Source organism: Pseudoalteromonas prydzensis, from assembly GCF_001661495.1.
Classification (GTDB): Bacteria; Pseudomonadota; Gammaproteobacteria; order Enterobacterales; family Alteromonadaceae; genus Pseudoalteromonas; species Pseudoalteromonas prydzensis.
In genome coordinates this window covers 54,761-80,076 of sequence record NZ_BDDT01000015.1, presented here as the reverse complement: position 1 = coordinate 80,076, position 25,316 = coordinate 54,761, and the positions used below count along the sequence as shown (strand labels likewise).

Below are 25,316 nucleotides of genomic sequence, written 5' to 3'. Positions count from 1 at the left end.
GCCAACTCTTATGTTAGATAAAGTAGTCATTGCAAACCGAGGTGAAATTGCACTTCGTATCTTGCGCGCCTGCAAAGAGCTTGGGATCAAAACGGTTGCTGTGCATTCAACGGCGGATCGCGATCTTAAGCATGTATTGCTTGCAGATGAAACAATTTGTATTGGTAGACCTTCAGCGACTGAAAGTTACTTAGATATTCCGCGTATTATCGCTGCTGCTGAAGTGACAGATGCTGTTGCTATTCACCCAGGCTATGGTTTCCTTGCTGAAAACGCTGATTTTGCTGACCAAGTTGAACAAAGTGGTTTTGTATTTATTGGTCCGCGTGGCGACACGATTCGCCTAATGGGCGACAAAGTATCTGCAATCGAAGCAATGCGTAAAGCCGGTGTACCATGTGTACCAGGTTCAGACGGCCCTGTATCAGATGATAAAGACCGTAATATGCAAATCGCTAAACGCATCGGATACCCGGTGATCATCAAAGCCGCTGGTGGCGGTGGTGGCCGTGGTATGCGTGTGGTTCGTAGCGAAGCTGAATTAATTAATTCAATTGCATTAACGCAACAAGAAGCTAAGCAGTTCTTTGGTAATAGCATGGTTTACATGGAAAAATTCCTTGAAAACCCTCGTCATATCGAAGTTCAAGTACTCGCTGATGGCCAAGGTAATGCAGTTCACTTAGGTGAGCGTGATTGTTCTATGCAACGTCGCCACCAAAAAGTAGTTGAAGAAGCGCCAGCACCAGGTATTACAGCTGAAGTACGTAAATTCATTGGTGAGCGTTGTACGCGCGCATGTATCGAAATCGGTTATCGTGGTGCGGGTACATTTGAGTTCTTATATGAAAACGGTGAGTTCTATTTCATTGAAATGAACACTCGTATTCAGGTTGAACACCCAGTAACAGAAATGGTAACTGGTGTTGATTTAATCAAAGAACAGCTAAAAATTGCCGCCGGACAACCACTGTCATTCACTCAAGATGACGTTGTTATTCGTGGCCATGCCATTGAATGTCGTATTAATGCTGAAGACCCTGAAACGTTTATCCCGTCACCGGGTAAAATTACGCGTTTCCATCCAGCAGGTGGTTTAGGTATTCGTTGGGACAGCCATATTTATGCTGACTACACAGTACCACCACACTATGATTCAATGATTGGTAAATTGATCACTTACGGTGAAAACCGTGATGTGGCAATTGCTCGTGCACGCAACGCATTAAATGAGCTTGTGATTGACGGTATTAAAACGAATACGCCATTACATAAGCGCATCTTAGCGGATGAAAACTTCCAAAATGGTGGCACTAACATCCACTATCTTGAGAAAAAATTAGGTTTATAATCCTAATTACGTAAAAAGCCGGCAACTTTGCCGGTTTTTTTATGTCTGATGATCGCTGACTCGCCTTACAAAAATAATCTGGTATGATTAACAGGTTATCGTTTTTAATACTATCCATGAGGTCAGAATGACGCACAGTGTTGGTTTTCAACTCGCTGATGAAGCTGCAACGGTTAAAATGGGCAATCAACTTGCAGGGTTAATGGAGCAAGGTGCAGTTATTTATTTACATGGTGATTTAGGAGCAGGTAAAACCACTTTAACCCGTGGTGTTATCCAAGGCTTCGGTCATCAAGGTAAGGTTAAGAGTCCAACATATACGCTTGTGGAACCTTATGAACTGGCAGCAGCCAATGTTTATCATTTTGATTTATATCGTTTAGGCGATCCAGAAGAATTAGAATACATGGGTATTCGTGATTATTTTTCGCCGACTGCAATTTGTGTGGTGGAATGGCCTGAAAAAGGCGGTGAGTTTATTCCCACACCCGATTTAGACATTACTTTACGGTATGTTGGCGATGCCCGAGCAATTGAAATTAAAAGTATCAGCCCGCGTGGCGATAGTATTGTGAATAAACTCAAATCAGAGTAAATAACAACAAATAATAAAAGGTGTAATGATACAGATGAGTCGAGCTGTCATAAAGTGGGTGTGCGGTTTTTTGCTGTTAGCAATCAGCGCTAGCCTCTATGCACAAAATACTATTAATAGTGTTCGGGTTTGGCCATCGCCAGATAGTACGCGGGTAGTATTCGACTTAACGGATAAACCTGATTTTAGTTACTTTATGCTGAAAAACCCACTGCGCTTAGTGGTTGACTTGGAAACAACAGATAAAATAAAAGATTTACCAGCAATCCCAAATAAACATCAAATTGTTAGTAAGTTACGTTATTCAAAAGCAAAAAACAGCAAAGGCGTAAGATTTGTCTTTGAGCTCACAGGGCCGGTTAAACCAGTCATCTTTGCTTTAGCACCAACTGGGCCTTATAAAAATCGTTTAGTGGTCGATTTATACGATAAAAATCAGGCTGAGCCCGCACCAGTTACGAGTCATACCGCAGTTAAAAAACGCGAGCTTAATCAGCAGCGTGATATTGTTATTGCTATTGATGCAGGTCATGGCGGTGAAGATCCCGGTTCCATAGGTCCGTCAGGCACTTATGAAAAAGACATCACATTGCAAATAGCGAAACGCTTAGAGCGGATGATTGATGCTGAGCGCGGCATGATCTCGCGCATGGTGCGTCGTGGCGATTACTTTGTAAATTTAAATACCCGTACAAATCGCGCACGCGAGAAAAAAGCTGATTTTTTTGTTTCCATTCATGCCGATGCTTTTACCAGCCCGCAGCCAAGTGGCGCGTCAGTGTGGGTGTTATCACTGCGCCGCGCGAATTCAGAAATCGGTAAATGGCTTGAGGATAAAGAAAAACACTCGGAACTACTCGGCGGCGCTGCTGGAGTGATTAAAGATACTGCTAGTGAAAAGTATTTAGCGCAAGCGCTGCTTGATATGTCGATGGATCATTCCATGAAAACGGGCTTTAGCGTCGCAGAAGAAGTGATGAATGAATTGAAGAAAGTCGCTAAAATGCATAAAAAGGCGCCACAAGCAGCTAGTTTTGCAGTATTAAAGTCACCGGATATTCCATCTATTTTGGTGGAAACTGGGTTTATTTCTAACCCGCGGGAAGAGCGCTTATTAAAAAGTGCTAATTACCAAGAGCGTTTGGCGAAAGCGATTTTTACCTCCTTAAAGAGTTATTATCTTAAAAACCCACCGGCTGACTCGCTATTTGCGTCATTAAAATCTCAATATCCAACTAAACATAAAGTTCGCCCTGGGGAGTCGTTAAGTTTGTTAGCTAGTCGTTATGGGGTGTCGGTGAGTAAGCTTAAGCAAGTCAATCAATTACAATCTAACACTTTGTTTATTGGTCAAGAATTAGATATTCCGCAAAGTTAAAATCGTTAGGATCAGTATGAGTATTGAAATATTACCCGCGCGATTAGCTAACCAGATTGCCGCGGGCGAAGTGGTTGAAAGACCCGCATCGGTGGTTAAAGAACTCGTTGAAAATAGCCTAGATGCAGGCGCAACTCGCATTCAAATAGATATTGAGCGCGGTGGTCACAAACTGATCCGCATTCGTGATAATGGCTCAGGCATTGATAAAGATGAGCTTACATTGGCGCTTTCTCGCCATGCTACCAGTAAGTTAAAGTCCCTCGATGATTTAGAAAATATTTGCTCGTTGGGTTTTCGTGGTGAAGCGCTGGCCTCAATTAGTTCAGTATCACGCTTAACGTTAAGCTCAAAAACGCAGCAGCAAGAAGCCGCTTGGCAAGCATTTGCCGAAGGCCGCGATATGGCGGTGCAAGTTAAACCGACAGCGCATCCTGATGGCACCACTATTGAAGTTAAAGATTTATTTTTTAACACTCCAGCTAGGCGCAAATTTTTACGTACTGAAAAAACAGAATTTACGCACATTGATGAATTGATCAAGCGCATTGCCCTGAGTCGTTTTGATGTGTCGATTACCCTCACTCATAACGATAAAGTGGTGCGCCAGTATCGGGCAAAAACTGATCCTGCACAGGCAATTACTCGGGTTGCACAAGTTGCCGGCAAAGCGTTTGCAGAACAAGGTTTGTATATTGAGTCCGGTGAGCCTGGCTTGCAATTACACGGCTGGGTATTACCTGTGGGATCGGCGAATACCACACAATATACCTATGTAAATAATCGCATGATGCGCGATAAACTGATTTTACATGCAATCCGCCAAGCGTTTGAAGAAGTTGCAGGGCAGGAAGAGTTGCCGGGCTTTGTAATTTATATTGATATTGACCCGCGTCAAGTCGATGTTAATGTGCACCCTGCAAAACACGAAGTGCGTTTTCATCAAGGGCGCCTAGTGCATGATTTTATTTTGCAAGCCATTAAGCAGGTGGTAGTTCCGTTGCAAGATGAGCTTGTCGTTGATCATCAACCAAGCTCACCACTTACGACTGCACAATACCCTAACACAGCAGCACCACAGGCGCACTCTAACAACATCGCTGGCGAAATGCTTGATTACCCTAAGTCTAACCTGCAACCGCTTGAGCGAAGCCCCAGTAGCACTGCGTCGTCTTTCTCTCGGGGTGGTGGCGGATATGGCGGCTCAAGCAGTAGCACAAAGCCAAGCAGTCGCGTCAATCATCAAGATGTTAGCGCTTTTTATCAGGGGGTTAATGAACAGCATGCTAGTCATTTTGACCAGCCCATAGCTGCCACTGCTGAATTACCGGCATCTAATCAGCGCCAAACTGGGCAGCCTTTACTTGTGCAAAGTGATGGCGGTTGTGTGTTTAGCCAGCAACAGCAATTGTATTGTTCACACTTTAAGTATCTTTTAGTCGCTGATTGGTTAGAGCTAATTGCAGAGCATGGCAATTTAGAAGGTAAGTCGTTGCTATTACCGGTACGCGTCAATATTAGCAAAGAAGATAGTGTGCGTTTAACTCAGCAGCAATCGTGGTTTACCTTACTGGGTTTTGAGTTATTAATTGAAAAGCAATTTGTAATGGTGAAAAAACTACCCCAGAGTTTATACCTGTTGGACGTTAGCCAAGCGATAGATGCTTTATTGAAAGCAACGCAGGCCGAGCTTAACAGCATTGAAGAATGGTTGAACTGGCAACGAGGGCAAATACCGTCACGTTTTTATGCCAGCCAAGCATTTGCTGAAGATGTCGCGCGGATGCAAAATAATCCACAAACAATTCAGCGTTTAGCTGCAAAAGCAGTTAAAATAGATTTAAATCATTTTTTAGTACAATTAGATTAAGGTCGCCGAGTTGAGTAATTTACCTGTCATTTTTTTAATGGGCCCAACCGCTGCGGGGAAAACAGCGTTAGCTATTGATTTATGTCAGCATTTAAATACTGAGATAATCAGCGTTGATTCAGCCTTAGTGTACAAAAATATGGACATAGGTACGGCAAAACCGGACGCAGCGGAGCGCGCGCTTGCGCCACATCACTTAATTGACTTAATTGATCCCAGTGAAAGTTACTCAGTGGCAGATTTTCGTCGTGATGCGATTGAAAAGATTGACCAATTTCACCAACAAGGTAAAGTGCCAGTATTAGTTGGTGGTACAATGATGTACTTTAAGTCATTGATCGATGGATTATCGCCATTGCCAGAAGCGTGTCCAGTGATCAGAGCTGAACTTGAGCAGCAAGCTAAGCAACAAGGTTGGCCAGCACTTTACAAAGAGCTTGCAGCCATTGATCCGCAAGCGGCAGAAAAAATGAGCGAAAATGACTCGCAACGTATTAATCGTGCGTTAGAAGTGTATCGCTTAACGGGTAAAACGATGACTGAATTGCAAAAAAGCAAGCAGCCAAGTTTACCCTATACGTTTCATCAATTTGCGATTGCACCTGATGATCGTGCCGATTTGCACGAACGTATAGCACAAAGATTTAAAATAATGCTTGAGCAGGGGTTTGAAAATGAAGTTTCATCCCTATATCAACGTAAGGATTTACACCCAAACTTACCTTCTATTCGTTGCGTGGGTTATAGGCAAATGTGGGATTACATTGCTGGCGACACTGAGTACGATGAAATGGTGTTTCGCGGTATTGCAGCAACACGACAGCTTGCTAAACGTCAACTGACGTGGCTAAGAGGTTGGCCCGATGTAACGTGGTTGACAACGGGTGATGAAGAAAACTTGCAACGTGTTGTAAGTTCGCTAAGCTAGTAGTAGTTGAATGTTTTTTAGCTTTGTTAAATAAGTTCAGCCACTTAATTATAATAACACCTAGAACGAAGGAAAATAACATGGCAAAAGGCCAATCGTTACAAGACCCATTTTTGAATGCGCTACGTCGTGAGCGTATTCCAGTATCAATCTTTTTGGTTAATGGCATCAAACTACAAGGTAAGATCCAGTCATTTGACCAATTTGTTATTTTACTTGAAAACACCGTGAATCAAATGGTGTATAAACATGCGATTTCTACCGTAGTTCCTGCTCGTGCTGTTAACTTCCAAGGTATTCAAGGAAGCGAAGACGGTGAAGAGCCTGAAGCTGGAAATTTTTAAATTAGGAGCATAATGTTTGTTTGACCGTTATGAAGCCGGCGAACAGGCAGTCTTAGTCCATATCGACTTTCCAAAAGAAGGGGATCGTGAAGATCTTCATGAATTAGAAATGTTGGTATCTTCTGCTGGTGTTAGCAGTTTGGCGGTTGTGCAAGGCAGCCGTCAAGCACCACATCCGAAACTATTTGTCGGTACCGGAAAGGCTGAAGAGATCGCTGAGATTGTCAAAATCCACAACGCAGATGTCGTCATTTTTAATCATCAACTCAGACCGTCACAAGAACGCAATTTAGAGCGCGTTTGCCAATGCCGAGTGCTTGATAGAACGACGCTTATTCTTGATATTTTTGCGCAACGTGCACGTACCCATGAAGGTAAGTTGCAGGTTGAGCTTGCGCAGCTGCGGCATATGTCAACTCGCTTGATCCGCGGCTGGACTCACCTTGAGCGCCAAAAAGGCGGTATTGGTTTACGTGGCCCAGGTGAAACCCAGCTAGAAACAGATAGACGTTTGCTGCGAGTACGTATTCAAAGTATTCGTGCCCGCTTAGAAAAAGTAGCGGTGCAACGTGAGCAAGGTCGTCGTGCGCGTAACCGCAATGAAATTCCCACGGTATCATTGGTAGGCTATACTAATGCGGGTAAATCAACCTTGTTTAATCGCATTACCAACTCTAATGTTTATGCGGCTGATCAGCTATTTGCGACCCTTGATCCAACCTTACGTAAGCTCGAAATTGAAGATGTTGGCGCGATTATTTTAGCCGACACTGTTGGTTTCATCCGACACTTGCCTCATGATCTAGTGGCTGCATTTAAAGCTACCCTGACAGAAACCCGAGAAGCTGATTTGCAACTTCATGTGGTGGACGTTGCCGATCATCGTCGCAAAGAGAATATAGAACAAGTACAATCGGTTCTTAAAGAAATTGAAGCGGATGAAGTGCCGCAATTGTTGGTATACAACAAAATTGATGCGCTGGAAGATATTGAACCACGTATTGACCGTGACGATGAAGGCACGCCGATTCGAGTTTGGTTGTCGGCCCACAGTGGTGCCGGGTGCGAGCTATTATCGCAGGCTATCAGTGAGCTGTTAGCAAAGAAAATGTTTGTACATACGCTTAAATTAGCGCCGCAGTTCGGCCGTTTACGCGCCGCGTTGTTTAGTTTAAATGCAGTACATCAAGAAGATTTTGATGAGCAGGGTCAATGGTTGCTCGCTACGCGTATGCCTATGGTAGAATGGAACCGTTTAAGAAAAGAGTTTGGTCCTGAAATCGACGCTTTTATTTCGTAATTCGAAAAAACTACCGCACATTGTCATTTTTAGTATGAGAACAGCGGTATTTTTGTTAGATTTAACGTAATTACCTAAATTATTTAGATAACAATGGAGTATAGCTATGGCCTGGAATGAACCGGGTAATAATGGCAATGACAAAGATCCGTGGAACAAAAAAGGCGGACGTGATCAAGGCCCACCTGATTTAGACGAGGTGTTTCGCAAGTTCAGCGGCAAGTTTGGCGGCTTATTTGGCGGTAATAAATCCGGCAAAAGTGGCGGCGGACTCGGTGGAGCTGGTCTTTCATTTGTGCTAATTATTGCTGCAATTGTATGGGCATTGAGCGGTATTTATACCGTGAAAGAGGCTGAGCGCGGCATCGTATTACATTTTGGTCAGTTTGACCGCATCGCAGATCCTGGTTTGCGTTGGAAAATGACGTTTATTGAAACGGTGATCCCAGTCGATATTGAAGCAGTTCGCTCATTATCAACATCTGGTTTTATGCTGACAGAAGACGAAAACGTAGTGAGCGTTGAGTTCCAAGTGCAGTACCGTGTTATTGACCCATTCTTGTACAAGTTTAGTGTCACTAATGCTGATTCGAGCTTAGAAGAAGCATTAGAAAGTGCACTGCGTTATGTTGTTGGCCATTCAAAAATGGACCAAGTATTAACAAACGGTCGTGAGGTTGTGCGTCAAAATACCTGGGATGAATTAAATAAAATCGTTGAACCTTATAATTTAGGTTTGATCATAACTGACGTTAACTTTAAAGATTCACGACCACCGGCTGAAGTTAAAGATGCCTTTGATGATGCTATTGCTGCGCAAGAAGATGAACAACGTTTTATTCGTGAAGCTGAAGCTTATGCCCGTGAAATTGAACCGCGTGCTCGTGGTCAAGTAACGCGTATGACGCAAGAAGCAGAAGGTTATGGCGAACGTATTATTTTAGAAGCGCAAGGTGAAGTGGCTCGTTTTGAAAAGCTATTACCTGAATATCAGGCAGCTAAAAAAGTAACCCGTGAGCGTTTATATATTGATGCTATGGAAGAGGTACTCGGCAATAGCTCAAAAGTGTTAGTCGATGTTAAAGGCGGTAATAACATGATGTATTTACCACTTGATAAAATCATGGAAAAACAAGGTACAGCAACCCGCGTTGCATTGCCAAGTTCAAGTGATATTAACGACTTACGCAATAAAGTTAATACTTCGCGCAATAGCACTGTGAACTCAAGTTCAGACCGCTTTGGCGCTGATCGCTTTAACGACGGGAGATAAGCACAATGAAAAACTTTAGTTTAGTTCTACTATTAGCGGCCGTTGTGTTGTCGTTTTCGTCAGTGTTTGTTGTACCTGAAGGGCAAAAAGCGATTGTAATGCTATTCAGTAAAGTACAAAAAGACGATAGTGGTGAAGCAATTGTGTACAGCCCAGGCTTACAATTCAAAGTGCCTTTCTTTAGCCAAGTACGTCGTATTGATGCGCGTATTCAAACGTTAGATGGTACGCCCGATCGCTTTGTAACTAGTGAGAAAAAAGACTTAATAGTTGATTCATACGTTAAGTGGCGTGTAAATGATTTTAGCGCTTTTTACTTACGTGCTCGTGGCGATAAGCAATATGCTGAAGCGCTACTTAAGCAAAAAGTAAACAATGGTCTGCGTACTAACTTTGGTTCACGTACTATTCGTGAGATTGTATCTGGCGAGCGTAGCGAGCTAATGGAAGAAGCGTTAGTACAAGCGTCTGAAAGTGCTCAAGAGCTTGGTATTGAAGTACTTGACGTACGTGTTAAGCAAATTAACTTACCATCAGAAGTGAGCAACTCAATTTATCAACGTATGCGTGCAGAACGTACTGCTGTTGCTAAAGAACATCGCTCTGAAGGTCAAGAGAAAGCCGAAACAATCCGTGCTGAAATTGACCGTCGTGTCACGGTAATGCTGGCTGATGCAGAACGTAATGCACGTACTGTTCGCGGTGAAGGCGATGCACAAGCGGCAGCCATTTACGCCAATGCTTATAATAAAGATGCTGAGTTTTTCGGTTTTGTTCGCTCATTAGAGGCGTATAAAAAGACCTTCAAAGATAAGCAAGACGTAATGGTGTTATCACCAGACAGTGACTTCTTTAGATATATGAAAGGTGCTGCTGTACAGTAATCGTTTCCTACATCTAACACAAATCCAAACCCTGTGTATGCAGGGTTTTTCTTTTAGTAAGACAGATTATTGTGAATAACTTAAAGTTATTCAACCAGTTAATTTTTATTGTAATGGTCGTTAAATGATCAAGCAGAAAAAATAACCTAAACGGGGTGATCTTTGCCCTTATTTTCTGGTAAAATCTCGTCCTAATTTTTTCTAAGTGAATTTACAATGGGTAAAAACGTTGTTGTATTAGGCACCCAATGGGGTGACGAAGGTAAGGGTAAGGTAGTTGACCTCCTTACAGACAAAGCATCTTTAGTAGTTCGTTACCAAGGTGGCCATAACGCAGGTCACACTTTAGTTATCGGCGGTGAAAAGACAGTTTTACACCTTATTCCATCGGGTGTATTACGTGACAATGTTAAGTGTGTGATTGGTAATGGTGTTGTCGTTTCACCAGAAGCGCTAATGAAAGAGATTGGCATGCTGGAAGAACGTGGCGTACCAGTACGTGAGCGTTTATTAATAAGCGAAGCATGTCCGTTAATTTTGCCTTTCCACATCGCATTAGATGTAGCTCGTGAAAAAGCACGTGGTAATAAAGCGATTGGTACTACGGGTCGTGGCATTGGTCCAGCGTACGAAGATAAAGTTGCTCGACGTGGTTTACGTATCGGTGATTTATTCAACCCTGAGCTATTTGCTGCAAAACTTAAAGAAGTATTGGAATACCATAACTTCACATTAGTTAACTACTACAAAGTAGATGCAGTCGATTTCCAAAAGACTTTTGATGATGCAATGGCTGTTGCTGATATCCTTAAAGCAATGGTTGTTGATGTTACTGAATTACTTGATCAAACTCGTCTTGCTGGCGACAATATCTTGTTTGAAGGTGCACAAGGTACATTGCTTGATATCGACCACGGTACTTACCCGTATGTAACCTCTTCAAACACCACTGCCGGTGGTGTTGCGACTGGTGCTGGTTTTGGTCCATTAAACCTTGATTACGTACTTGGTATTATCAAAGCTTACACAACTCGTGTTGGTTCAGGTCCTTTCCCTACCGAGCTTTACGATGGCCTTGAAAAACAAGACCCAGTAGGTAAGCACTTAGGTACTGTAGGCCATGAGTTTGGTGCTACCACAGGCCGCCTGCGTCGTACTGGTTGGTTAGATGCAGTGGCAATGCGCCGTGCAGTACAAATTAACTCTATTTCAGGTTTCTGTTTAACTAAATTAGATGTTTTAGATGGTTTAGAAACACTGAAAATCTGTACTGGTTACCAACTTGAAGATGGCACAGTTACTAACGTAACACCACTTGCTGCTGAAGGTTACGAGAAAGTAACACCAGTGTATGAAGAAATGCCTGGTTGGTCTGAGAACACAGTAGGTGCGACTTCTGTTGATCAGTTACCACAAGCTGCACTTGATTACATCAAGCGTATTGAAGAAATCACAGGTGTGCCTGTTGATATTATTTCTACCGGTCCTGATCGTGTAGAAACTATGGTATTACGCAACCCATTTGCATAATCACTAATAGCACAAAAAAAGCTGCCTAGTGCAGCTTTTTTTGTGGCTGTTTTTCGGCTTTATCACAAATAAGCGCGGATAAATTTCATTCTGGAACGATCTTTGTATAAACTTTAGCAAGATGGTTTTTAATTAAAGTGACCTAAATGCGTTTGTTAACTTGTTTATCATTAGTACCTTTTTCTATGTTATTGGTAAGCCACGTTAAAGCGGAAGAGCCAATAGCCGCAGTGCCTTTGTACACTGAGACAGAGCTGTTAGCACTGATCAATAAAAATACTCATTTAGCCCGTGTAAAGGCAGATGATTGCCAGTTAGTGCAAGATATCGAAGCGCGAGCCAATAAAATGGCGCTGCCTTCTTATCAATTTTTATATGGCGATATGCTGGCGTATGCGGTGTGTGTTGATCGTAATGTAGAATTGGGTGTGTATTATATGCGCCAAGCCGCTCAGCAAGGCTTAGCGGCGGCATTAGAGCAGCTCGGGCGTTACTACGATACCGGACGTTTAGTGCAAAAAGATAAAGCACTGGCTGTAACCTATCTGCGTGAAGCTTCATCACAAGGTAATTTAAAAGCACAGTTACGCTTAGTTAATTTATTTAACCAAGGTTTTGGTAGTCCTCGTGATTATGAAGATGCTTACCGTTGGCTATTTCATGCCATGGTGGCAGACAAAGCAACCCATAAAAAAATAGAACGCTCACTTGCTCAGCTTGCACAAAAAATGCCTGATAGTGTTGTCGCACGGGCACGCTTGCCGATGTAGGTGTGAGTGCAAGGGAGAAAGTTAGCGAGTTAGAAAGAGCAAAGACAAAGTGATTAAAGCAAACAAAAGGGCTAGGTGTAATACCTAGCCCTTTTTGGCTACTCTTTTATTTCTTTCGGCTCTTTGCTTTTGCTATTATTTGGATCTTTTAACACCGACATTTTAGGGGGCAGCATAGCAACAACACGCTCTCCTTGCTGTGGTGGTTTTTCTATATTTATGGTAAAGGGGCGCAGTTTTACTGGCGAATCTTCATCGCTATCTTTATCCCCATTGAGAATAAATAATGGGATCGCATCAGCGTTCATCTCCTGATATTTTTCCCAGCTGAACTCTTCAGAGATGCGTGTCGCACTGACCTTACCGCCTTTGGCGATTAAGCTACTTAAACGTGCATAAGAGCCACTGTCGCCAAAGAGTATTTGCCGAGATAAAAACGTTGCGCTGTCTTTATTTGCTTTTGCATGCGAGGTTGAAGAGCGCAGTGAAAATACGTTTTTCTCATTCAATAAATGCGAAAAGTATTGCACACCTAACGCGTTATGATGACGATTTGGTGACAGTGCCATCACACTGCGAATTGTAGTCAGTGGTAAATAACGTTCGGCATGCTCTGATTGCGGATTACCATAATAACAAGCTAGGCCGTCCATACGTGCCATACGGCAGTTTTCCCAAGCTGGATCTGATAAGTGCACCGGAATATTTTGCTCTTTCAGGCCACGTGCAATCGCGCGAGCAACATGATTAGCACCGATAATCAAAATAGTATTGGGCGATGGTTGACGTACCCCTAATAACTTGGCAATAGGAATAGCAGTTAAACTTTGCAGTACCACAGTAATAATGATCACGGTAAAGATCAGCGGTACGATTTTTTCAGCATCAGCGACCCCGGCTTCCATCATACTCAACGCAAATACAGAACCTACCGCGGCGGCAACAATACCGCGAGGTGCAATCCACGCTAGTACTAACCGAGACTTTATCGGCAGTTCAGTACCGTAAGTTGAAATCGCAATACACAGCGGACGCGCAACAAATAGGACTATCGCTAAAAAGATAAATACATCAGCATCCAGCATCATTAAATCAGCAAGCTCTAAACGCGCAGCAAGTAAGATAAATAAAGTCGAAATTAAGATCATTGAAAGATCTTCTTTAAACTCAAGCACAGAATCAATTTCTAAATCGTCTTGGTTTGCGAGCCAAATACCAAATACTGTGACCGCCAATAAACCTGACTCATGACTTAAATGATTGGAAACGGTAAAGCTAATCAGTACCAGCGCTAAAATACCAAATTTATGCAATTCAAATGGTAGCCACTCTCTGCGGATCAACAAGGTTGTTAACCAGCCGGCAACCACACCAATAGATAAGCCCACGCCTAAGGTTTTAAATAGCGCGATAATGGTGTGCAAAAACACTTCACCTTGGCCGACCAGCATGACTGCTTCGAACACAAGCACTGCAAACAAGGCACCAATTGGGTCGATAACAATGCCTTCCCAGCGCAATATACGGTCTATATCTTGAGTCGGTCGCATTGAATTCAATAGCGGAGCTATTACCGTTGGGCCAGTCACAACTAATACAGCCCCAAGCACTGCGGCAACACGCCAGTTTAATTCTAAAACCCAATATGCACTTAGGCTTATTATTATGCAGGTGGCAATCATGCCGATTGAACATAGGTTGCGAACTACCTTGCCAATGCCTTTAAGTTCACGAAAGTGCAGGGTGAGTGAACCTTCAAATAAGATAACGGCAACACTGAGTGACACAACCGGAAAGAGCAGATCACCGAGCAATGCATCTGGGTCTAACATACCAGTAGCAGGACCTAGTAGTAGGCCTGTAAGTAACAAAAATAAAATAGCTGGGACACGAAAACCCCAGGCTACCCATTGGGCGAGAACCGAGCATAGAGCGATCCCTGCGATATAAATAGCTGACATAGATGAAGTATTCCTTATTTATTACTGCGATTAGGATATAGCTAATGAAACCAATAATACAGGGGTATACACGTGTATGTTATTTTTTCCTAATAGAATTTTAGCTGTTTATGAACTTATTTGTAGAAGAAATGATAATTAACTGATTTTGAAATAATCATAATTAATAAATGCTGGTCTAACTTTATGAAAAATAACAATTTTAAAATAATGCAGTGTAAGTTGTAAGCCGATCGGATGAAATGTAGCCTTGATCTCTAGGCTAAAATTAGCGTATTATAGTTAGTGTTCAAACAATTAGTCATCTAATTAGTTATTTTTTAGGTCTAAGCGAATACATATAGTTATTTTTAAGTTGTTCATTATTTCAATGACTTAGATTGAGGTTACTATATCTATATGCTTAAAAATTAATTTTTAATTGTTTTGAATACAATTTGTATATTTTTACTCGTTTTTAGCAGTGAGTTAATTTGAACAAAATTACTTTGTAGTGATTTATTTCGTTTGAGTTGAACTGTTGTTTATTCAATATTTGACACCCATCGTGGTGAGCAAATCTCGGTCCTTGAGTCATCACCCTATCTGTTGGTGTACCAGACTCTAGAGGCTCTATGTATGTTGTTAATAAAAAAGCCTCACACAGCTTTTTACAGCGATGCATAAACAACACTTTTTTATTTACTTTATAACTGTTCAATCTTAATGATTGGGCTAGAGTTATGCTATATCTACTGCTTAGTAAAAATACTGAGTGAGTGATTTTGGCTGAGTATTAAAAAGTGCTAACTTAAAAATGAGTGGAACGAAAATACATATTATTAATTCGTAACCTAGTGAAATGCTAGGTGAATGTTTTCATGCTTATCCTACTAGGATAAGACACAGTTAAAATGGAAAGTAGAACACTTATGCAAAAGTTAAATTGGCGACGTATCGTATTAAAAGTAGGTAGCGCATTGATTGCACCTGATCAAGATGGCTGCCGTTCACGCTATTTATTAACCATCGCTCAGTTTATTGTTCGTTGTCGTAGTCAAGGAATTGAAGTGATTTTAGTTTCGTCAGGCTCAGTTGCTGCTGGCGCGCATTTATTTCCAACGGCACAAGAACGCACTGTGGTAATGAAAAAAGCCATGGCAGCTGCAGGCCAAACAGAGATGATGGCAATGTGGGACCGCTTTTTTGATTTCCCATCGGCACAAATTTTATTAACTCATGGTGATTTACGTGACCGTGAGCGTTACGAAAGTATTCGAGAAACCGTGTTTACCTTACTTGACCATGGTGTACTGCCTATCATGAACGAAAATGATACGGTGACCACGGATGATTTAAAAGTAGGTGATAACGATAATTTATCAGCCATGGTGGCCGCGGCTGCAGATGCTGATGCATTAATGATTTTTTCAGACGTAGATGGGCTTTATGATAAAAACCCTAATCTACATGATGATGCCGTGTTACTGCCTGAAATTAAATCAATTGATGATTCAATCTATGCTATGGCAGGATGTGCTACCAGTGCAGTTGGCACCGGTGGTATGAAAACGAAAATAGAAGCAGCAGAAAAAGCGACTTCGCATGGTATAACTACTTATATCATTAATGGTTTTAAAGAGCAGACGTTTACTAAGCTGCTCGATGGTGAAAACCCCGGCACTATTTTCTTACCGTATGAAAAGCCAATGCAAGAAGCCATACATTGGATGACTCATACTGCCAGTGAGCAAGGTGAAGTCGTTGTAGCGGGTTCATACGATGAATCATTAGAAGGCGAAACGGGTTGTATCCGTGGCGATGAAATTGTTGCCGTGCATGGTGAATTTGCCGTTGGTGATACCATCTTGGTACGTAGTAACGACGGCACTCGATTAGCCAAGGCAACTGCAAATTACAGTAGTTGTTTACTGAATTTTATAGCTGATAACGAACAAAGCGAATTTAGCGACAAAATGCAAGATTCGATCGGTCCCGTTATTTCAGAAAAAGATATCGCATTATTGGAGAAGTCATGAGTTTAATTACAGATATTTCACGTCAAGCAGCCAAAGCTGCACACCAGTTAGCCTTACTCGATACCGAGACCAAAAATCAGGTGCTACTGGATATGGCGGCGGCATTACGCCAGCAAAAAGCATTTATTATTAAAGAAAACGAAAGTGACTTAGCGGCTGCACGTGATAATAATTTAGCAGCCTCGATGGTAGACCGTTTAACGCTTAATGATGAGCGTATAGAAGCAATGGCAGAGGGCATTGAAGTGATCGTCAGTCTTGATGATCCTGTGGGTCAATTACGTGATATCACAGAGCGTCCAAATGGCATTAAGATTCGTAAAATGAGTGTACCACTAGGCGTTGTTTGTATGATCTATGAAGCGCGTCCAAATGTAACCGCTGACGCTGGCGCCTTGTGCTTTAAATCAGGTAATGGTGTTATTTTACGTGGTGGTAAAGAAGCGTTAAAGAGTTCACAAGCAATTGCCAGCGTAATGCACCAAGTATTAGAGCAGCATAATCTACCTGCGGCGCTTATTTCAGTGATCCCAGATCCTGACCGTGCATTGTTGATGGAGTTAATGCAGCAACGCGACAGCATTGATTTAATCATTCCACGTGGTGGCGAAGGTTTAATTAACTTTGTAACGGATAACAGTACTATTCCTGTGATCCAACACTTTAAGGGTGTATGCCATTTATATGTGGATAAAGACGCTGATTTAGAAGTAGCAATTAACTTGTTACTCAATGGTAAAACTCAACGTACTGGCGTATGTAATGCGTTAGAAGGTTTAGTGGTGCACCAAGATGTTGCTGATGAGTTTTTAAACTTGTGCGCGGTAGTATTGCGCCAAGAAGGTGTAAAAATTAACGCCGATAGCCAAGCGGCTAAGTATTTTGATAACGCCACCGTTTTAGAGGCTGATCAGTTTGGTGAAGAATACCTTGATCTAGAAATTGCCATTCGTGTAGTGCCTGATTTTGCTGGTGCCATTGATCATATTGCACAATTTGGTTCAAACCATACCGAAGTTATTTGTACTAAAAATGACGCTGCGGCGCAGTTGTTCCAACGTAGCGTTGATGCCTCAGTAGTGATGGTAAATGCATCATCACGCTTCTCTGATGGCTCTCAGTTAGGCTTAGGTGCAGAGATTGGTATTGCAACATCAAAATTACATGCATACGGACCAATGGGCCTTGAGTCACTTACGACGGAAAAATACTTAGTGAATGGCGAAGGCCAAGTGCGCGAATAATACAGGATACCGCACTAATATTAATGCCGAGCTCTGCTCGGCATTTTTGATCGTAAACAAAAATGGAACAGCAAAAAATCGTATGTGATTTAAATAAAAATAGATTTTAAAATGAGAGTGTGGCGACTAAGCCATAGAGATAAAAAAGAAGAATAGGAAAGTGGTGGAGCTAAGCAGGATCGAACTGCTGACCTCCTGCGTGCAAGGCAGGCGCTCTCCCAGCTGAGCTATAGCCCCACATTCCTAAAGTTACGAATTTCGTAACCCACTTGAGTTTCCCTTTCAAGCGGGACGAACTTTAATGAGATTTCTAAATTTGGTCAAGCATTTTTTATATATTTTACGAATTTTTACGCAAGTAAGCTATTTTTGATAGACTAGCAGTCACTGGATAGTAAAAAGACTTTAAAAATGAAAAAATACGCATGGATCCTGTTCGTTTTGCTTTGTGGGTGCGCAAGTCAAAATGATGAGCCGCCTTTTGAAATTAATAACAAGCAACTACATACTAAGTTGGATGAGCAAGGTAATAAAATTTTTGCCTATGTGGTGTCGGTTAAAGCGAATAGTCGAAAAAGTTTAAACTTAGATCGACCACTGACGCGCAGCGAGTTTAAAAACTTTGCTGAGCAAGAGTACTTTGAAGAATCAAACAGCTTAAAACTAGAGTTAGAAGACCAAGCCGTAGAGTTATTACAACAAGAGTTAAAAGCAACGCAATACTGTAATGACAAGTACGAAATAAACGACGTGGTTTGGCGAGAGTTAAGTGTGCAATTAAGGGGGCATTGCTTATAAATGTTAGCGGATAAAACCAAGTTAGCAGCGTTGTTAGCGCATTTACAGATTAGCTATGATGTAATTGAACATCCAGCACTGCATGGCAGCCTTACTGCTGATGAGTTAATGATTGAGCGCCCAGGAACGCGGCTAAAAAATTTATTCTTGCGCGATAACGAAGGAAAAAACCACTTTTTAGTGATCACCGCTCATGACAAGCAGCTCGATTTAAAAGCGTTGGCAAAATACCAAGGGTTATCACGATTAGGGTTTGCCTCAGATGAACGTTTAGCACGATTTTTAAAAGTCGCCCCTGGCTGTGTTTCGATGTTAGCGTTAATGAACGACAAACAAAATAATGTCACCTTATGGTTAGACCAAGATATATGGTTTGGGGATCTATTTCATTGTCACCCGTTCGAAAATACCCAAACCTGGTTACTGCAAAAAGCCGATTTAGAGCGCTTTTTTATTGCGACAGGGCATCAGCCTAAAGTGGTTTTTTTACCCGCTAAATAACCCGCAGTAACTAGAACTAAGCCACATAAACACACCAGTAACAATGAGGCCATAAATGCGGTATGGCCCCATTGTTGATATACCAAGCCAGGTATAAATGAGCCTAACGCGCCGCCACTGTAATAAAATGATACGTAAGCACCATTGGTAACACTGGCCGGGGCAATACTGATTTTATTAACAAACGGCGCCGCTGTTGAATGAATGATAAACATCGCCCCACAAAAGCCTGTGAATGCCAATAGAAAAATCATCAGTTGCGAACTCATCAAAAATACCAGTGTTGCGCTATAAAAAATAAATATTGCTGACAGTAAATGCCATGGCGAAATACTTTTTCTTAATAGCCAAGGCGTTGCGATTGAGGCCAGCGCACCAATCAAGTAACCGCTATAGACTAAGCCGATATCGCGCGTGTTGGTAATTAAAAAGGTATCGCGCAAAATAAATGGCAAATAATTTAATAACGCAGCAAAGCAAAAAAACATGCAAAACACAGCACCATATATTTTTAACACCGCAGCATTGGCTAATTGCTTTAAATAATTTAGTGGTGAAAGGGCATTGCTTACAATAGCCATTTGGTGGCGTGGTATACATAAAGCTGCGCAGGTTAACCCTGCGGCAATAACAAAATAAAAGCTTTGCCATGTCCAAAAGTCGGCAAAGGCTGCAGCGAGCACTCGGCCAAAGTAACCCCCAGCTATAGTGCTACCTATGTAGAGGGTCATATTTTTTTGTAATTGATCCGCTTGATAAGTACTGCCAATGTAAGTGGTCATCGCAGTTAGTGCGGCGGGTAAGGTTAAACCTTGTAAAAACCGTAGTAACAGCAATAACTCAAAACTGGGGGCATAAGCAAAAGTGATGCAGGTAACAGCAAGCAATAACATGGCGTAGCGAAGAATGCTGAGTGGGTTGCGCTTCGCTAGTAATAAACCGTATACCAAAGGAGCCACGGCTAACGGGATCATAGTTGCGGTCATCAAACTTCCTGCGGTGGCAGGGCTGACAGAAAACTGCTCAGCAAATAAGCTTAATAATGGCTGCGGTGCGTAAAGCACAAAAAAGATAAACAGTGAGCAAACTAATAAATGACCCAAACGCATTGTATTGGCCCTACTACAAAAATCACAGCTTAACCTGATTGATATTAAATTCAACCATAGGCATTGCTTTAAGTGATTACTTCTATTGTAAAAATATATATTCTTTGCGCTAAATCACGGTATCACCTACAACACTTTGTTAGATTAATGACCACAGCACTATGATTTATGCGCATTGAAGATTAAAATAATCTTAATATCAGTTTTTAATGGAACAAAGCCATGGGTTCATTACAAGACCAATTGCTCAAAGCAGGATTAACCACCTCACATAAAGCTAAAGTTGCTAAAAGTGAAAAACGTAAGCAGCAAAAGAAGCCAAAGAAAGGGGCAACGAGTAACCCCAGTGATCTGCAAAAGCATATTCAGCAAACAAAGCTAGAACAGCAGAAAAAAGCAGAAGAGTTAAACCAAACACGCCAAGCTGAGCTAAAACAGCGTGAACAGGTCGCTCGTGTTAAGCAAATATTAGAGCACAATAATCAAGATTCTATACGTGGTGAACGTACTTTTAATTTTACTTATGAAAATAAGGTAAAAGAGCTCGAGGTGAACGAGAAAACCCAAAAGGCATTATCAGGTGGTCGGCTGGCTATTTGTGTACTGGAAGGGCAGTTTTTTGTACTCGAAGATGAGCCTGCGCGTAAAGTGGCAGAAGTTGATGAAAAGTACATAGTGTTTCATGTTGAACCTGAAGATAAAGGCAAAGATGAAGATGACCCCTATGCAGATTTTGAAGTACCAGATGATTTAGTTTGGTAGCCTAATAGCTAATTTGAGCAGTGTGTTTGCTGATCTACCCGGTGTATAAATTACGTACATTAGTTATGTGCAAAGATCTGTCATTATGGTCTACAATTAGAGCAATAATTTTTATAAACCGTCAAAAAGAAGAGAGAATACAATGAGCAAGATAACAAAATTACTCTTAGGCGCAAGTCTCACAATGGCTGCGAGTGTGTCATTTAATAGTATGGCAGCAGATGGTGCAGCGCTTTACACTGCAAAACTGTGCCAAACTTGTCATGGCCCTGAAGGTAAAGCACCTATTATGGCAATGTACCCGAAACTAAATGGTCAAAATAAAGAATATTTAGTTGCGCAAATGAAAGATATTAAGTCGGGCGCGCGCAGTAACGGTATGTCGGCAGCGATGAAAGCGATGGTTGCAAATGTAACAGAAGAAGAAATGACTGCAATTGCTGACTACTTAGCAAACGTAAAATAACTTTTTCTAACGCGGGTTACCTACTTAGCTCGCAGTGAACAGCCACACCATTTGGTGTGGCTGTTTTATTTTAAAGATTGATCATCCTCGCACACTACTTTAGACTTCTATCCATCTATTTCGTGTTAACGGCACGCTTGTATAAGGCATTGCAATGTTTGAATTACCGCAGCTTGATTTAAAAAATAAAGTATCAGCCCAAGAATGGCAGTTACGCGTTGATTTAGCCGCCTGTTATCGGTTGGTTGAGCATTTTCGTTGGGGTGATTTGATATATACCCATTTATCGGCCCGCCTACCGGGAACTGATCATTATTTAGTAAATGCGTTTGGTCTAACCTTTGATGAAGTTACCGCTTCTAATTTAGTGAAAGTGGATTTAGACGGCAATATTTTAGATGATACCCCTTTTGCGATTAATCCCGCTGGATTCACTATTCATAGCGCGATCCATGAAGTGCGTGAAGATGCCCATTGTGTTATCCATTTACATACTAAAGAAACCATCGCTGTTGCCACACAGCAAAATGGTTTACTGCCTTTAAGCCAATATTCAATGTTCTCGCTACCCTCGTTGTCTTATCATGGCTATGAAGGGCTGGCGGTAAATAATGATGAGAAAAAACGCCTGCAAGATGACTTAGCTAATACCAATCATATGCTGTTGGTTAATCATGGCGGCTTAACTGTTGGGCCAACGGTTGGCGATGCGTTTATGCGTTTTTATGATTTGCAGCGAGCTTGTGAGATTCAGCTCGCCCTGCAAGCCAGTGGCCAAGCGGTTACACCGGTTCCACAAGCTATAATAGATAATATTTATAACCAAGCGAATGTAGTACACAGCGGCAGTACTGGCGGGCAATTAGCATGGCCTGCAATGCTGCGTAAAGCTTATCGACTTGATCCTAATTTTGCAAAATAACCAAGCTCTGGTTAATAAGGAATTTTATGAAAGTTAATCGCGTTGAAGTGTTTGATATCCATTGTCCAGACAGACCAGCTTGGACACCTGTCTTTGTTCGTATTCATACTGACGAAGGTATTAGCGGCGTTGGCGAAGCTGGCCTTGCGTATGACTTAGGCCACAGTGCAGCCGCAGCCATGATCAAAGAAATGGCTGATGCTTTTTTAATTGGTCACGACCCATTCCAAACAGAAAAGTTATGGTCGCGTATGCTACGTGAAAGCTTCTGGGGATTAGGTGGCGGGCCTGTAGTTTATGCCGCGATGAGTGCGATAGATACGGCTCTGTGGGATATTAAAGGTAAAGCATTGGGTTTACCTGTGTATCAGCTGCTTGGTGGCAAGGTTAACGACAAGCTGCGTACTTATGCCTCACAATTACAGTTTGATTGGGACACTGAGTTCAAAGCACTTGTGCATCCACAAGAATACGCAGAAGCGGCATTAAAAGCGGTGGCGGAAGGTTACGATGCGGTTAAAGTTGATCCGATCCAATACGATAAAGACGGCAATACTTATTACGACCGTACTAATATCATTTCACGAGCTGAAATGAAATTATACCGTGCCCGCATGCAAGCAATTCGTGAAGCGGTAGGTGATGAAGTTGACATTATTTTCGAATGTCACAGCTTACCGGGTGTGACATCCGCAATTCAAATTGGTGAAATCGCCAAAGAGTTCGATTGTATGTTCTATGAAGAGCCAGTGAACTATTTAAATCATTCACTGCATGCCAAAGTAGCTGACAAAGTATCCGTGCCGATTGCTGGTGGCGAGCGTTTATACAACCGTTGGGGCGTACGCCCTTATTTAGAAGATCAAAGTATTAATGTACTACAACCTGATATTGGTTTATGTGGTGGTTTTACTGAAACCAAAAAAGTCTGTGATTATGCTGACATCTTTGACGTACGTATTCAGGCTCATGTGTGTGGCGGTCCCGTAGCCACTGCAGCGTCATTGCACTTAGAAACGGCTATTCCAAACTTCTTAATTCATGAGCATCATACTTATGCGATTAAAAAGTGGAACCGTGAGTTATGCCTGCAAGATCCACAACCTAAAAATGGCTTCTTTGAAGTATCGGAAGAGCCAGGTATTGGTATTGAGCTGAACGACGAAATCGTGATGCGCTCGCAACGTGTAGAAATAAAATAAGCGACGAGTCGCGAGCTATGAGTAGCGAGCTAAATTTAGCTCGCTACTCAAGCGATGATTTACTTTGACCTTTAACAAGCTTAAAGTTATTCCTACTAATTCAACATGTTAAAATTTTCCTAGAACCTAGAACCTAGAACCTAGAACCTAGTTATAATTCACCTTACATTTCACATCCGGCAATGGCTCTGTGGCCTTACTGTCTAAATGCCTAACAAAACAAAGATCATTTTTGATCAGCAGCTCATAACGGTCAGGCATATTAAGCTGCTTACCCATAATTGGGTTGCCAAGTTCGTCGGTTTTAGTAACGTTATCGACCACCATTAAACTTCGCTGCATAAATACATCATCAGCGACTGCAATATTCTCGCTGCGCATTAGGCGAGCAATCCCTTGGGCAATAAGCTCACTTTGCGGTTTTGTAAGTAACGCATGTTGTAATTTGGGCGTTGCTGTTTCTGCCGTTGCACAGCCATATAGTAATATTGCCGCTAGCATAAAAAGTACTTTTTTGTTTAGCATTGTTGTTGCCTCAATCGCTTATTGCCTTGGTAATACTTTGCTTTGTTCAGCCAAGGTTGCGGCACGGCTATCTTGTACGGCAGGCGTGTCGCTAAAGTTTGCGGGTGCAAAGCCTTGTTTACTGGCTATCGAGCTTGCAGCCGGGCAACTACCGTTTGTACGGTAATCTAATGCCGCTTTTAACATCGCTTCTTCAGGGTCGCCTAGCTGACGGCTAAAATCGTCTGCTACCGCACAACCCTCTACACGAACAGGTAAGCGGGCATTGTCAGTGGTGTTTTCTGGTGCAAAACCATCTGAGTACTCACCAAAACCTTTGTTGTTTTCGCCGGTAAATTGAATACTAAAGTACGTAGTATCACAGTTATCTGTTGGGTAAAAACCATAAGGTTTGCCACAAGTACCAGAGCCAATTTGAATGACTTCAACATCCACGCCGCGCAGGCCGTTCATAATGGCCTCACTGGCTGAACAGGTACTCGCAGTTGTTAACAAATATACACGTTTTAAATTAAGGCTCGGCAATGGCGTGCCTGGCAGCAACGCTGGGTTATCGGCAAAGCCAACAAATTCATCGGTGAACATCACAGGTTCTAAACGTTGCCCGGTGACAGGGTTAAAAGTTGGGTGTTGGTCATTGAAAATTGTTTTTTCAAAAATTTTGCCATTGGTATTCGCAGACCCTGCGATCATATAGGCAACTTGGCTCGCCATTTGTAAAAAACCACCGCCGTTGTAGCGAATATCAATAATTAAATCAGTGACATTACTGGCTTTAAGGTTATTAAATGCATCATAAAGGGGTTTTTCAGCCACCGCATTATGACTATTAAATTGAAAGTAGCCCACACTGCCGTCGGCTAAGGTTTTCACGTTTGTGACAGGAAGAGAAGTGATTGTTTGCGAGGTTAGAGTAACTTCACGGGTTTCGTCGGTATTAATGTCTTTGAATAAAAAAGTGGTGCTTTTACCGGTTTGACTGGGAAATAAACCCGCATTGAGAGTATCGACCTCTGCTTGCGTTGACGCATTAACAAAATCAACGCCGTCTACTTCTAAAATCTCAAAGCCGCGAGCAAGGTTTTGATTACTCGCGGGGGTATTTGGCTCTGTGTAACTGATCACGCCTTGACGTGGTGCTGTGGCGCTTATTAATTTTATTTTAAAGCCATAACCAAAGGTCACCCCAGACTGGCTTTGTGCTTCCCATTCTGCAGTTGGCAGGCTGGAATGAAAATTATCTTTTTTCGCGCCAGAGTCGGTAATTTGTTCTGTTTTGAGTAATGCAAAGTATTCACTAACAGTCGGTGTGAGTGCTGGATCGCGATCAATAATTTCGTCATACCAAAGGTAGGTTTCGTTACTCCACGAGCGCAACCAATGTTTTTCATTTAATGCTTGGCATTGCTGTGCAAAATTGCCTGATGGTTGAAATACACCTTGGGTCCAGCTGATGCTGGTTCCTGTATCTGGAGGACTGTTATCGCCCATTGAGCTACCGCCACCACAGCCAGTTAGCAGTGCTAGCAAAGAGATATTAACCAGTCCTAAGGCGACTTTATTTGTTGATGAAATAGCCATATTG

General features: G+C 42.1%; 23 protein-coding genes and 1 tRNA gene. 19 read left to right on the top strand and 5 right to left on the bottom strand.

Annotated features, from left to right (window positions below; all coding sequences use genetic code 11):
• Positions 1-10: 10 nt before the first annotated feature.
• From accC to A7968_RS19385, 11 genes are all read left to right on the top strand, one after another.
• Entirely contained in the window at positions 11-1,351 is a 1,341-nt protein-coding gene (gene accC, locus A7968_RS19435; protein ID WP_064668201.1) for an acetyl-CoA carboxylase biotin carboxylase subunit, read from the top strand.
• A gap of 127 nt (positions 1,352-1,478) precedes the next feature.
• Entirely contained in the window at positions 1,479-1,946 is a 468-nt protein-coding gene (gene tsaE / locus A7968_RS19430; protein WP_064668200.1) for a tRNA (adenosine(37)-N6)-threonylcarbamoyltransferase complex ATPase subunit type 1 TsaE, read from the top strand.
• Positions 1,947-1,980: 34 nt separating this feature from the next.
• Positions 1,981-3,324, top strand: coding sequence for an N-acetylmuramoyl-L-alanine amidase (locus A7968_RS19425; RefSeq protein WP_064668199.1), 1,344 nt, complete (start codon positions 1,981-1,983; stop codon positions 3,322-3,324).
• A gap of 16 nt (positions 3,325-3,340) precedes the next feature.
• On the top strand, positions 3,341-5,194 hold the full coding sequence (gene mutL / locus A7968_RS19420; protein WP_064668198.1) for a DNA mismatch repair endonuclease MutL: 1,854 nt from the start codon (positions 3,341-3,343) through the stop codon (positions 5,192-5,194).
• 10 nt (positions 5,195-5,204) lie between these two features.
• Positions 5,205-6,122 (top strand): tRNA (adenosine(37)-N6)-dimethylallyltransferase MiaA, encoded by a 918-nt coding sequence (gene miaA / locus A7968_RS19415; RefSeq protein WP_084448244.1) that lies wholly within the window; start codon positions 5,205-5,207, stop codon positions 6,120-6,122.
• Positions 6,123-6,202: 80 nt separating this feature from the next.
• A complete protein-coding gene (hfq, locus tag A7968_RS19410) occupies positions 6,203-6,466 on the top strand; it encodes an RNA chaperone Hfq (RefSeq protein ID WP_064668197.1) in 264 nt (87 codons plus the stop codon).
• Positions 6,467-6,482: 16 nt separating this feature from the next.
• Positions 6,483-7,766, top strand: a complete 1,284-nt coding sequence (gene hflX / locus A7968_RS19405) for a ribosome rescue GTPase HflX (RefSeq protein WP_064668196.1) — start codon at positions 6,483-6,485, stop codon at positions 7,764-7,766.
• Positions 7,767-7,872: 106 nt separating this feature from the next.
• Entirely contained in the window at positions 7,873-9,039 is a 1,167-nt protein-coding gene (gene hflK, locus A7968_RS19400; RefSeq protein ID WP_064668195.1) for an FtsH protease activity modulator HflK, read from the top strand.
• Between the two features lie 5 nt (positions 9,040-9,044).
• Entirely contained in the window at positions 9,045-9,923 is an 879-nt protein-coding gene (gene hflC, locus A7968_RS19395; RefSeq protein WP_064668194.1) for a protease modulator HflC, read from the top strand.
• Between the two features lie 216 nt (positions 9,924-10,139).
• Positions 10,140-11,453 carry an adenylosuccinate synthase gene (locus tag A7968_RS19390; RefSeq protein WP_064668193.1) on the top strand — a complete coding sequence of 438 codons (1,314 nt, stop codon included), beginning with the start codon at positions 10,140-10,142 and terminating at the stop codon, positions 11,451-11,453.
• A 146-nt stretch (positions 11,454-11,599) separates the two neighbouring features.
• Positions 11,600-12,223, top strand: coding sequence for a tetratricopeptide repeat protein (locus tag A7968_RS19385; protein ID WP_064668192.1), 624 nt, complete (start codon positions 11,600-11,602; stop codon positions 12,221-12,223).
• A gap of 98 nt (positions 12,224-12,321) precedes the next feature.
• Here the strand turns inward: A7968_RS19385 and A7968_RS19380 are convergent, their stop codons facing one another.
• A complete protein-coding gene (locus tag A7968_RS19380) occupies positions 12,322-14,184 on the bottom strand; it encodes a cation:proton antiporter (protein ID WP_064668191.1) in 1,863 nt (620 codons plus the stop codon).
• A 911-nt stretch (positions 14,185-15,095) separates the two neighbouring features.
• On the opposite strand from A7968_RS19380, the gene proB reads away from it, so the two are divergent.
• Both proB and A7968_RS19370 read left to right on the top strand, forming a co-directional pair.
• Entirely contained in the window at positions 15,096-16,202 is a 1,107-nt protein-coding gene (gene proB, locus A7968_RS19375) for a glutamate 5-kinase (protein WP_064668190.1), read from the top strand.
• The gene (locus A7968_RS19370; protein WP_064668189.1) at positions 16,199-17,446 is read left to right on the top strand and encodes a glutamate-5-semialdehyde dehydrogenase; all 1,248 of its coding nucleotides are present in this window, start codon (positions 16,199-16,201) and stop codon (positions 17,444-17,446) included. Before proB ends, A7968_RS19370 begins: the two co-directional genes overlap by 4 nt.
• Positions 17,447-17,607: 161 nt before the next feature.
• Here A7968_RS19370 and A7968_RS19365 read toward each other — a convergent pair.
• Positions 17,608-17,683, bottom strand: a tRNA-Ala gene (locus tag A7968_RS19365).
• 174 nt (positions 17,684-17,857) lie between these two features.
• On the opposite strand from A7968_RS19365, the gene A7968_RS19360 reads away from it, so the two are divergent.
• Both A7968_RS19360 and A7968_RS19355 read left to right on the top strand, forming a co-directional pair.
• Positions 17,858-18,244 (top strand): hypothetical protein, encoded by a 387-nt coding sequence (locus tag A7968_RS19360; RefSeq protein ID WP_064668188.1) that lies wholly within the window; start codon positions 17,858-17,860, stop codon positions 18,242-18,244.
• Positions 18,245-18,745 (top strand): prolyl-tRNA synthetase associated domain-containing protein, encoded by a 501-nt coding sequence (locus A7968_RS19355; RefSeq protein WP_064668187.1) that lies wholly within the window; start codon positions 18,245-18,247, stop codon positions 18,743-18,745.
• On the opposite strand, the gene A7968_RS19350 is transcribed toward A7968_RS19355, so the two are convergent.
• Positions 18,712-19,854: an MFS transporter gene (locus tag A7968_RS19350; RefSeq protein ID WP_064668186.1), complete on the bottom strand. Its 1,143-nt coding sequence runs from the start codon at positions 19,852-19,854 to the stop codon at positions 18,712-18,714. The two genes, A7968_RS19355 and A7968_RS19350, sit on opposite strands and share 34 nt — an antisense overlap.
• Positions 19,855-20,076: 222 nt before the next feature.
• Here A7968_RS19350 and A7968_RS19345 point away from each other — a divergent pair, with 222 nt between their 5' ends.
• The 4 genes from A7968_RS19345 to A7968_RS19330 all read left to right on the top strand — a co-directional run bounded on the left by A7968_RS19345 (position 20,077) and on the right by A7968_RS19330 (position 23,206).
• On the top strand, positions 20,077-20,616 hold the full coding sequence (locus A7968_RS19345) for a DUF2058 domain-containing protein (protein ID WP_064668185.1): 540 nt from the start codon (positions 20,077-20,079) through the stop codon (positions 20,614-20,616).
• Positions 20,617-20,758: 142 nt separating this feature from the next.
• Entirely contained in the window at positions 20,759-21,082 is a 324-nt protein-coding gene (locus A7968_RS19340; protein ID WP_064668184.1) for a c-type cytochrome, read from the top strand.
• Between the two features lie 154 nt (positions 21,083-21,236).
• Positions 21,237-22,004: a class II aldolase/adducin family protein gene (locus A7968_RS19335; protein WP_064668183.1), complete on the top strand. Its 768-nt coding sequence runs from the start codon at positions 21,237-21,239 to the stop codon at positions 22,002-22,004.
• A 26-nt stretch (positions 22,005-22,030) separates the two neighbouring features.
• Positions 22,031-23,206, top strand: coding sequence for a mandelate racemase/muconate lactonizing enzyme family protein (locus A7968_RS19330; protein WP_064668182.1), 1,176 nt, complete (start codon positions 22,031-22,033; stop codon positions 23,204-23,206).
• 147 nt (positions 23,207-23,353) lie between these two features.
• Here the strand turns inward: A7968_RS19330 and A7968_RS19325 are convergent, their stop codons facing one another.
• A complete protein-coding gene (locus A7968_RS19325) occupies positions 23,354-23,731 on the bottom strand; it encodes a hypothetical protein (RefSeq protein WP_084448243.1) in 378 nt (125 codons plus the stop codon).
• An 18-nt stretch (positions 23,732-23,749) separates the two neighbouring features.
• Entirely contained in the window at positions 23,750-25,312 is a 1,563-nt protein-coding gene (locus tag A7968_RS19320) for a S41 family peptidase (RefSeq protein WP_064668181.1), read from the bottom strand.
• Positions 25,313-25,316: the final 4 nt, after the last annotated feature.

What these genes read in the sequence shown, in the direction of transcription:
- accC (WP_064668201.1), top strand. Translation starts at nt 11, where the DNA reads ATGTTAGATAAAGTAGTCATTGCAAACCGAGGTGAAATTGCACTTCGT.
- tsaE (WP_064668200.1), top strand. Translation starts at nt 1,479, where the DNA reads ATGACGCACAGTGTTGGTTTTCAACTCGCTGATGAAGCTGCAACGGTT.
- A7968_RS19425 (WP_064668199.1), top strand. Translation starts at nt 1,981, where the DNA reads ATGAGTCGAGCTGTCATAAAGTGGGTGTGCGGTTTTTTGCTGTTAGCA.
- mutL (WP_064668198.1), top strand. Translation starts at nt 3,341, where the DNA reads ATGAGTATTGAAATATTACCCGCGCGATTAGCTAACCAGATTGCCGCG.
- hfq (WP_064668197.1), top strand. Translation starts at nt 6,203, where the DNA reads ATGGCAAAAGGCCAATCGTTACAAGACCCATTTTTGAATGCGCTACGT.
- hflK (WP_064668195.1), top strand. Translation starts at nt 7,873, where the DNA reads ATGGCCTGGAATGAACCGGGTAATAATGGCAATGACAAAGATCCGTGG.
- hflC (WP_064668194.1), top strand. Translation starts at nt 9,045, where the DNA reads ATGAAAAACTTTAGTTTAGTTCTACTATTAGCGGCCGTTGTGTTGTCG.
- A7968_RS19390 (WP_064668193.1), top strand. Translation starts at nt 10,140, where the DNA reads ATGGGTAAAAACGTTGTTGTATTAGGCACCCAATGGGGTGACGAAGGT.
- A7968_RS19385 (WP_064668192.1), top strand. Translation starts at nt 11,600, where the DNA reads ATGCGTTTGTTAACTTGTTTATCATTAGTACCTTTTTCTATGTTATTG.
- A7968_RS19380 (WP_064668191.1), bottom strand. Translation starts at nt 14,184, where the DNA reads ATGTCAGCTATTTATATCGCAGGGATCGCTCTATGCTCGGTTCTCGCC.
- proB (WP_064668190.1), top strand. Translation starts at nt 15,096, where the DNA reads ATGCAAAAGTTAAATTGGCGACGTATCGTATTAAAAGTAGGTAGCGCA.
- A7968_RS19370 (WP_064668189.1), top strand. Translation starts at nt 16,199, where the DNA reads ATGAGTTTAATTACAGATATTTCACGTCAAGCAGCCAAAGCTGCACAC.
- A7968_RS19360 (WP_064668188.1), top strand. Translation starts at nt 17,858, where the DNA reads ATGAAAAAATACGCATGGATCCTGTTCGTTTTGCTTTGTGGGTGCGCA.
- A7968_RS19355 (WP_064668187.1), top strand. Translation starts at nt 18,245, where the DNA reads ATGTTAGCGGATAAAACCAAGTTAGCAGCGTTGTTAGCGCATTTACAG.
- A7968_RS19350 (WP_064668186.1), bottom strand. Translation starts at nt 19,854, where the DNA reads ATGCGTTTGGGTCATTTATTAGTTTGCTCACTGTTTATCTTTTTTGTG.
- A7968_RS19345 (WP_064668185.1), top strand. Translation starts at nt 20,077, where the DNA reads ATGGGTTCATTACAAGACCAATTGCTCAAAGCAGGATTAACCACCTCA.
- A7968_RS19340 (WP_064668184.1), top strand. Translation starts at nt 20,759, where the DNA reads ATGAGCAAGATAACAAAATTACTCTTAGGCGCAAGTCTCACAATGGCT.
- A7968_RS19335 (WP_064668183.1), top strand. Translation starts at nt 21,237, where the DNA reads ATGTTTGAATTACCGCAGCTTGATTTAAAAAATAAAGTATCAGCCCAA.
- A7968_RS19330 (WP_064668182.1), top strand. Translation starts at nt 22,031, where the DNA reads ATGAAAGTTAATCGCGTTGAAGTGTTTGATATCCATTGTCCAGACAGA.
- A7968_RS19325 (WP_084448243.1), bottom strand. Translation starts at nt 23,731, where the DNA reads ATGCTAAACAAAAAAGTACTTTTTATGCTAGCGGCAATATTACTATAT.
- A7968_RS19320 (WP_064668181.1), bottom strand. Translation starts at nt 25,312, where the DNA reads ATGGCTATTTCATCAACAAATAAAGTCGCCTTAGGACTGGTTAATATC.